The following is a 7,276-nucleotide window of genomic DNA, read 5'->3' on the forward strand; positions in this document are numbered from 1 at the left end:
AAACCCCTGCGGGAGTGGGCTTGCCCACGATGGCGGTCTGTCATTTATCGCTGTTCACCCTTACCCACCGCATTCGTGGGGCGGCCCGCTCGCTGATTTGTCCGGCGACGCCTCCGATAGCGTGACAAAACCCCCATAAACACGCGCCATCACTGGTGCAGGCCATGAATAATCGGCACACTCCAAACCAGTTTTTCGCGGGCTCACGGACAAGGAAGCGTCACTCCCCATGATTTCGATCTATCAGCTCAAGCCGCGTTTTCAAAACCTGCTGCGACCCCTCGTGCAGCGCCTCTACGACAACGGCACCACCGCCAACCAGATCACCGTCCTGGCCGGCGTGGTTTCCCTGTTGGTCGGCCTGCTGATCGCCAGCTTCGCTCAACACCTGTGGCTGTTTGTGCTGATCCCGTTGTGGATGATCCTGCGCATGGCCCTCAACGCCATCGACGGCATGCTCGCGCGTGAATTTGGCCAGCAGTCGCGCCTGGGCGCCTACCTCAATGAACTGTGCGACGTCATCGCCGACAGCGCGCTGATCCTGCCTTTCGCGCTGATCCCCGGCGTGAGCCTGGCGCCGGTGCTGCTGGTGGCGCTGCTGGCGGTATTCAGCGAATACGCCGGCGTGCTCGGGCCCATGGTCGGTGCGTCGCGCCGCTATGACGGGCCGATGGGCAAGAGTGACCGGGCCTTCGTCCTCGGCGTGCTGGCCACCGGTGTTGCACTGGGTTGGCTCGGCGCGGGCTGGGTCGACACCGTGATGTGGCTGGTCGCCGCCCTGCTCGCCTACACCCTGGTCAACCGGGTGCGCCAGGGCCTCAAGGAACACTCAGATACTCCACCGATTGCATAAGGATTTTTGCGATGCGCGAACAGCAAGAGCACACCTTCAGTACCCATGATGGCGTCGAGCTTTTCTATCGGCACTGGCCGGCTACTGCGCCTGCGGGCGATGAGCCGCGCAAGGCGATCCTGCTGTTCCATCGCGGTCATGAGCATTCGGGGCGCATCGCGCACCTGGTGGATGAACTCGACCTGCCGCAATTCGACTTCTTCGCCTGGGACGCCCGCGGCCACGGCCAATCACCGGGCGCGCGCGGCGACAGCCCAAGCTTCGCCACCAGCGCCCGCGACGTGCAGACCTTCTGCGAGCATATCGGCGCGGCTTACAGCATCGAGGAAGAAAACTTCGCGGTGGTCGCGCAAAGCGTCGGCGCGGTGATCGCAGCCACTTGGGTGCATGACTACGCGCCGAAAATCCGCGCGTTGGTACTCGCCTCGCCGGCGTTCAAGGTCAAGCTGTACGTGCCGTTCGCACGGCCAGGGCTGGCGCTGATGCGCAAGTTTCGCGGCAACTTTTTCGTCAACAGTTACGTCAAGGCCAAGTTCCTCAGCCATGCCCCTGAGCGCGTGGCTTCCTACGACAGCGACCCGCTGATCACCAAGGCCATCTCGGTCAATGTGCTGCTTGGCCTGTACGAAGCGGCCGACCGCGTCGTGGCCGATGCCCAGGCGATCCAGGTGCCGACCCAACTGCTGATCTCCGGCTCCGACTTTGTGGTGCACCGCAAACCCCAGCAGCAGTTCTTCGACCGCCTTGGCAGCCTGAAAAAAGAGCTGCATATCCTCCCCGGTTTCTTCCACGACACCCTTGGCGAACGCGACCGCGCGGTGGCCGTGAGCAGTGCGCTGGACCGCGCTTGCCTGCTGGACGCCGACAAGCTGGGTGCCACCTGCGCCGAGTCCGAAGCCCTCGCCGCGCCGCTGCCGCGCAATTCCCTGCGCGACCTGTACTGGCGCCTGACCCGCGCCAGCATGGGCCTGGGCAAGAACCTGTCAGACGGGGTGAAACTCGGTTTCGACACCGGCTTCGACTCCGGCAGTACCCTGGATTACGTGTACCGCAACAAGCCCACCGGCAAGGGCGGGCTGGGGCGGATGATCGACACCAATTACCTCAACTCCATCGGCTGGCGTGGCATTCGCCAGCGCAAGTTGAATGTCGAAGAACTGCTGCGCCTGGCCATGACCCGGCTGCGCGATCAGCAGCGTGAAGTGCGCATCGTCGACATCGCCGCCGGCCACGGCCGCTACATCCTGGAAGCCTTGCAGGGTGTGTCGCCGCTGCCGGAGTCGATCCTGCTGCGCGACTACAGCGACATCAACGTGCGCGACGGTGGCGCCCTGATCCGCGAGAAGGGCCTGGGAGATATCGCGCAGTTCGTCAAAGGCGATGCATTCGACCGACTGGACCTGGCCGCACTGGACCCCAAGCCGACGCTGGCGGTGGTGTCCGGGCTGTATGAATTGTTTGCCGACAACGGCATGGTCGGCGGCTCACTGGCGGGTCTCGCCGAGGCCGTGGAGCCTGGCGGTTATCTGGTCTACACCGGCCAGCCGTGGCACCCGCAGCTGGAACTGATCGCCCGTGCGCTGACCAGCCATCGCCAGGGCCAGGCCTGGGTGATGCGCCGCCGCAGCCAGGCGGAAATGGACCAATTGGTGGAAGCCGCCGGTTTCCGCAAGATCACCCAGCGTGTGGACGAGTGGGGCATCTTTACCGTGTCCCTGGCACAGAAGATCTGAACATGCGCGAACCCGGCCTGTTAAAGCCAGCGGTGCTGTGGCTGCTGCTGTTGGCGCCGCTGTTTTTCAGTACCTATGGCTTCGCCACCTGGGTCACCAGCCAGCGCAGCGACGTCGGCACGCTGGTGTTCGACTGGGAAACCCATATGCCCTTCTGGGCCTGGACCATCGTGCCCTACTGGTCCATCGACCTGCTCTACGGTTTCTCGCTGTTGCTGCCCAACAGCCGTCACGAGCTCAAGCAACATGCCCTGCGCCTGTTGACGGCGCAGGTCATCGCGGTCAGTTGCTTCCTGATCTGGCCGCTGCGCTTCACCTTCGAACGCCCGGAACTGGACGGCGTATTTGGCTGGCTGTTCGCCGTGCTGGCGGGGTTCGACAAGCCGTTCAACCAGGCACCCTCGCTGCACATCGCGCTGCTCGTGATCCTGTGGGTCATGTACCAACGCCATACGCAGGGATTCTGGCGTTGGGTGGTGCATGGCTGGTTCGCGTTGATCGGGATTTCAGTGCTGACCACTTATCAACACCACTTTATCGACTTACCCACAGGCGCCCTCGCCGGCTGGCTGTGCGTGTGGTTGTGGCCGCTGGAGCCCCCCAGCCCGCTATTGAATGCGCGGCTGACGCGAGACCCGAAGCGCTGGCGGTTGGGCGCGCGCTACGGCCTCGGCGCCCTGGTGTTGGTCATCCTGGCCTTTGGGCTGGGCGGTGGGTGGTTGTGGCTGCTGTGGCCAGCAGTTTCATTGGGTCTGATCAAGGCCAATTACTTCGTGCTCGGTGCTGCAGGCTTCCAGAAACGCGCCGATGGCCGGCTCACACCCGCCGCCCGCTGGCTGTACGCGCGTTACCTCGCGGGCGCGTGGGTCAATTCACGGCTGTGGACACGCAAACATCCACAGCCGGATCTGATTGTGGATAACGTCTGGCTCGGCAGGATTCCCAGCGCCCGCGAGCAGGAGCCGTTCAAGGCCATCGTCGACCTGTGCGCCGAATTGCCGATTAATCCACAGGGCCGCGCTTATCAGAACGTACCCGTGCTGGACCTGATCGCACCGACACCCGAACAATGCCTGCAAGCCGCACACGCCATCGAGCGTCTGCGCCAGAGCGGGCCGCTGCTGGTGTGCTGCGCCCTCGGCTACTCACGCAGTGCCACCGCCGTCGCTGCCTGGCTGCTGCACAGCGGCCGCGCTGCCACGGTGGATGACGCGCTGGCTATTATTCGTGCAGCGCGTACCCGTGTAGTCCTGCACCCCGCTCACCGTAAAGCTCTGGAGGGTTTGCCCCATGCCCGCTGATATGGAACTGCAGGTCGTCGCCAGCCTGCTACGCCGTGGTCGTTCACTGGATCAGTTATCCACAGGCCTGACCGTGGTCGGTGTGTTATTCGGCTTGGCCCAGTTGCTGATGGCGAGTATTTCGACCATCTGCCTGCTGCTCAGCCTGTGGATGATTATCCTCGGGCTGCTGCAAAAGTACTGGGCACTGCGCGTGGCCTTTGATGCCGACCTCTTCGCGCTGCTCGCCCGCGACACCGATCGTACCGCAGACCTCGACCAGGCCCTGCAAACCCTTGGCCTGCAATCGGCCAAGCGCGCGGGCCGCCCCTGGACCGAGCGCCGTCGCGGCGCCCTCAAACTGCTGCGCAAACAAGCCTGGCTGCTGGGCGCGCAAGCGTTGCTGACCCTCGCCGTGATCCTCGCCAGCCCCTGGCTGCCCTTCGCCGGATAAGGAATCCCCATGTTCGAACCCGTGGTCGCCACGCTGATTACCTCCATGGCCCGCACCGTCACCGGCGCCCGCAGCCTGTGGCTGGGCTGCGCGCCGGTGCCGGTGCAGCGCATCTACTTCGCCAACCACAGCAGCCACGGCGATTTCGTGCTGTTGTGGGCGTCGTTGCCGCAAAACCTGCGCAAATTCACGCGCCCGGTAGCCGGCAGCGATTACTGGAACAAAAGCGCAGTGCGCCGCTACATCATCAACCGCGTGTTCAATGGCGTGCTGATCGATCGTGAGCGCAAGGACCCTGTGGATAACCCCTTGCAGCCCATGCTCGATGCGCTGGAGGGTGGAGACTCGCTGATCATCTTCCCCGAAGGCACACGCAATCTGGAAGACGGCCTGTTGCCGTTCAAAAGCGGCCTGTATCACCTGGCGAAAAGTTACCCACAGGCCGAGTTGATCCCGGTGTGGATCGCCAACCTCAACCGCGTCATGCCCAAGGGCCGCGTGCTGCCGCTGCCTCTGCTGTGCACCACCAGCTTCGGCGCCCCGCTGCAATTGGCCGAAGGCGAAGACAAAGCCGCGTTCCTCGCCCGTACCCGCGATGCTCTGCTCGCCCTTGCCCCGGAGCATTCCTGAGATGGATAGCCAAACCCTGATGTTGTTCGGCGGGATCGGCGCGATCCTGGTACTCGCCTCGCTGATCGGCCTGGTCCTCAAACTGCGCACGCGTGGCACGCCGAATGCGGTGATCGAGAACCTCAACGCGCGCATCAACGCCTGGTGGGTGATGGTGGTCGTGATCGGCATCGCCTTCTGGCTCGGTACCGGCGCGGTGATCCTGCTGTTCTACGCGGTCTCGTTCTACGCCCTGCGCGAATTCCTCACCCTCACGCCTACCCGCCGCAGCGACTACCCGGCCCTGGTGGCCGCGTTCTACCTGGCCCTGCCGCTGCAATACCTGCTGATCTACTCGGACTGGTACGGGCTGTTCTCGATCTTCATCCCGGTGTACGTGTTCCTGCTGCTGCCGATCCTCGCCTCCCTTGGCGGCGACACCACGCACTTCCTGGAACGTGCCTCGAAGGTGCAGTGGGGCCTGATGATCGCGGTGTTCTGCGTGTCGTTCGTCCCGGCCCTGCTGACCCTCGACATCCCTGGCTATGAGGGCCGCAACCTCTTGCTGATCGCCTACCTGGTGATCGTGGTGCAACTCTCGGACGTGCTGCAGTACGTGTGCGGCAAGCTGTTCGGCAAGCACAAGATCGCGCCCAACCTGTCGCCGTCCAAGACCGTTGAAGGGTTTATCGGCGGGGTTTTGCTCTCCTCGCTGATCGGCGCCGCGCTGTGGTGGACCACGCCGTTCAACCCATGGCAGTCGTTTTTGATCGCATTGCTGATCAACCTGCTGGGCTTTGCCGGCGGCATCGTGATGTCGGCGATCAAGCGCGATCGCGGCGTGAAAGACTGGGGGCACATGATCGAAGGGCACGGCGGCATGCTGGATCGACTGGATTCGGTATGTTTTGCCGCGCCGATCTTCTTCCACCTCGTGCGCTACTGGTGGACCTGAAAAATCCTAAGGAGCCGGCTTGCCGGCGATGACGGTCTTGAACACTGCATGAAATTCGCAGGCCTCATCGCTGGCACCCCGACGCCTACGGATCATTAGCCTGGCAAATGCCCGAGCGGCAACGCCCCCGGGGTTTTCACGGTCTGGATCGCGAAGTTGCTGCGGATATCCCTCACGCCCGGCAGCTTCAGCAGGCTGCCAGTGACGAACCGCTCATAGCCACGCAAGTCCGGCACCACCACCTGCAGCAGAAAGTCCGACTCGCCCGAGACCAGGAATGCCGAGATCACCTCGGGTAGCGCAGTGACCGCTTCGCGAAAGGCGTTGGCCTCGGTGTCGTTATGCCGCTCCACTTTCACCCCGACAAATACCATCATGCCCAGCCCCACTTCATCGCGGTCGAGCGTGGCCTGGTAGCCGCGAATCACGCCGGCCTCTTCCAGCAGGCGCACACGCCGCAGACACGGTGAGGCAGACAGGCCGATTTCGTCGGCCAGTTGCACGTTGCTCAGGCGGCCGTCGCGTTGCAGGGCCTCGAGAATCTTGCGATCAAACGTATCGAGTTTGAGAGTTGGCATAAGTGAATGGCCGGTAGCTTATTCAGTGGCAGAGAATGCCAAGACTAGACGCTTTTCTGGCTTATTACGCAAGCACCTGCCCCGCCCTCGCGCCCTAGAATCAGTCGACCAAATACGGGGGTGGAACATGGCGGAACTCTGGTTGTTTTTGATGGCCCTGTCGGTGGCGTATCTGTTGCCGGGGCCGGACATGATCCTGTTGCTGCAGACCGGCGCACGCCAGGGCAAGGCCCTCGCGCTGACCACGGCGATCGGGCTGGGGATTGCCCGGGCGTGCCATGTGGCGCTGGCAGGCATGGGCCTGGCGACCTTGTTCAAAGTGGCGCCGTGGACATTCGATGTGGTGCGCCTGGGCGGCGCGGCCTATCTGCTATGGCTGGGGGTTCAATGCTTGCGCGCGAATATGCTGCCGTCCCTCGCCAACGCGAACACGCCGCCAACGCTGCATGCCTGGCGCACGGCGTTTCAACGCGGCCTGCTCACCAACCTGCTCAACCCCAAGGCACTGTTGTTCTGCTCGGTATTGCTGCCGCAATTCATCAACCCGCAGGCTGGGCCGGTGGCAATGCAGTTTGCGTGGTTGGGGGTGATGCTGGTGAGCGTCGGTTTCGCCTTCGACTGTTGTTATGCCCTGACGGGTGCGCGCATCGGCCATTGGCTGGCGCGTAATCGCTCGGCGCAGCGTATGCAGCAGTGGTTGTTCGGCAGTCTTCTGATCGGTTTTGCGGTGCGCCTCACTTTTGTGCAACACGCCTAGCGGTACGGCGTATCGGCGTCATCTTTTGTATCAAAGACGCGTGTAAGATACGCCGCA

At 63.3% G+C, this 7,276-nt stretch carries 8 protein-coding genes; 7 read left to right on the forward strand and 1 reads right to left on the reverse strand.

What is annotated here, in order from left to right:
- Positions 1 to 229 precede the first annotated feature (229 nt).
- Genes BBG20_RS09985 through BBG20_RS10010 form a run of 6 tightly spaced genes read left to right on the forward strand, consistent with a single transcriptional unit; the run spans position 230 to position 5,884 of the window.
- On the forward strand, positions 230 to 853 hold the full coding sequence (locus BBG20_RS09985) for a CDP-alcohol phosphatidyltransferase family protein (protein WP_065902650.1): 624 nt from the start codon (positions 230 to 232) through the stop codon (positions 851 to 853).
- Positions 854 to 864: 11 nt separating this feature from the next.
- Positions 865 to 2,586 (forward strand): bifunctional alpha/beta hydrolase/class I SAM-dependent methyltransferase, encoded by a 1,722-nt coding sequence (locus tag BBG20_RS09990; RefSeq protein ID WP_065902652.1) that lies wholly within the window; start codon positions 865 to 867, stop codon positions 2,584 to 2,586.
- A gap of 2 nt (positions 2,587 to 2,588) precedes the next feature.
- Positions 2,589 to 3,887: a phosphatase PAP2/dual specificity phosphatase family protein gene (locus BBG20_RS09995; protein ID WP_065902653.1), complete on the forward strand. Its 1,299-nt coding sequence runs from the start codon at positions 2,589 to 2,591 to the stop codon at positions 3,885 to 3,887.
- Positions 3,877 to 4,320 (forward strand): hypothetical protein, encoded by a 444-nt coding sequence (locus tag BBG20_RS10000; RefSeq protein WP_065902655.1) that lies wholly within the window; start codon positions 3,877 to 3,879, stop codon positions 4,318 to 4,320. Before BBG20_RS09995 ends, BBG20_RS10000 begins: the two co-directional genes overlap by 11 nt.
- A gap of 9 nt (positions 4,321 to 4,329) precedes the next feature.
- On the forward strand, positions 4,330 to 4,950 hold the full coding sequence (locus BBG20_RS10005) for a lysophospholipid acyltransferase family protein (RefSeq protein WP_065902657.1): 621 nt from the start codon (positions 4,330 to 4,332) through the stop codon (positions 4,948 to 4,950).
- 1 nt (position 4,951) lies between these two features.
- Positions 4,952 to 5,884 carry a phosphatidate cytidylyltransferase gene (locus BBG20_RS10010; protein WP_065902659.1) on the forward strand — a complete coding sequence of 311 codons (933 nt, stop codon included), beginning with the start codon at positions 4,952 to 4,954 and terminating at the stop codon, positions 5,882 to 5,884.
- A 95-nt stretch (positions 5,885 to 5,979) separates the two neighbouring features.
- Here the strand turns inward: BBG20_RS10010 and BBG20_RS10015 are convergent, their stop codons facing one another.
- Positions 5,980 to 6,462, reverse strand: coding sequence for an Lrp/AsnC family transcriptional regulator (locus tag BBG20_RS10015; protein ID WP_065902660.1), 483 nt, complete (start codon positions 6,460 to 6,462; stop codon positions 5,980 to 5,982).
- Positions 6,463 to 6,589: 127 nt separating this feature from the next.
- On the opposite strand from BBG20_RS10015, the gene BBG20_RS10020 reads away from it, so the two are divergent.
- Complete coding sequence (locus BBG20_RS10020; protein WP_065902661.1) at positions 6,590 to 7,219, forward strand: LysE family translocator; 630 nt, start codon at positions 6,590 to 6,592, stop codon at positions 7,217 to 7,219.
- The last annotated feature ends 57 nt before the right edge of the window (positions 7,220 to 7,276 follow it).

Origin of the sequence: Pseudomonas aylmerensis, from assembly GCF_001702265.1 — a bacterium.
GTDB classification, from domain to species: domain Bacteria; phylum Pseudomonadota; class Gammaproteobacteria; order Pseudomonadales; family Pseudomonadaceae; genus Aquipseudomonas; species Aquipseudomonas aylmerensis.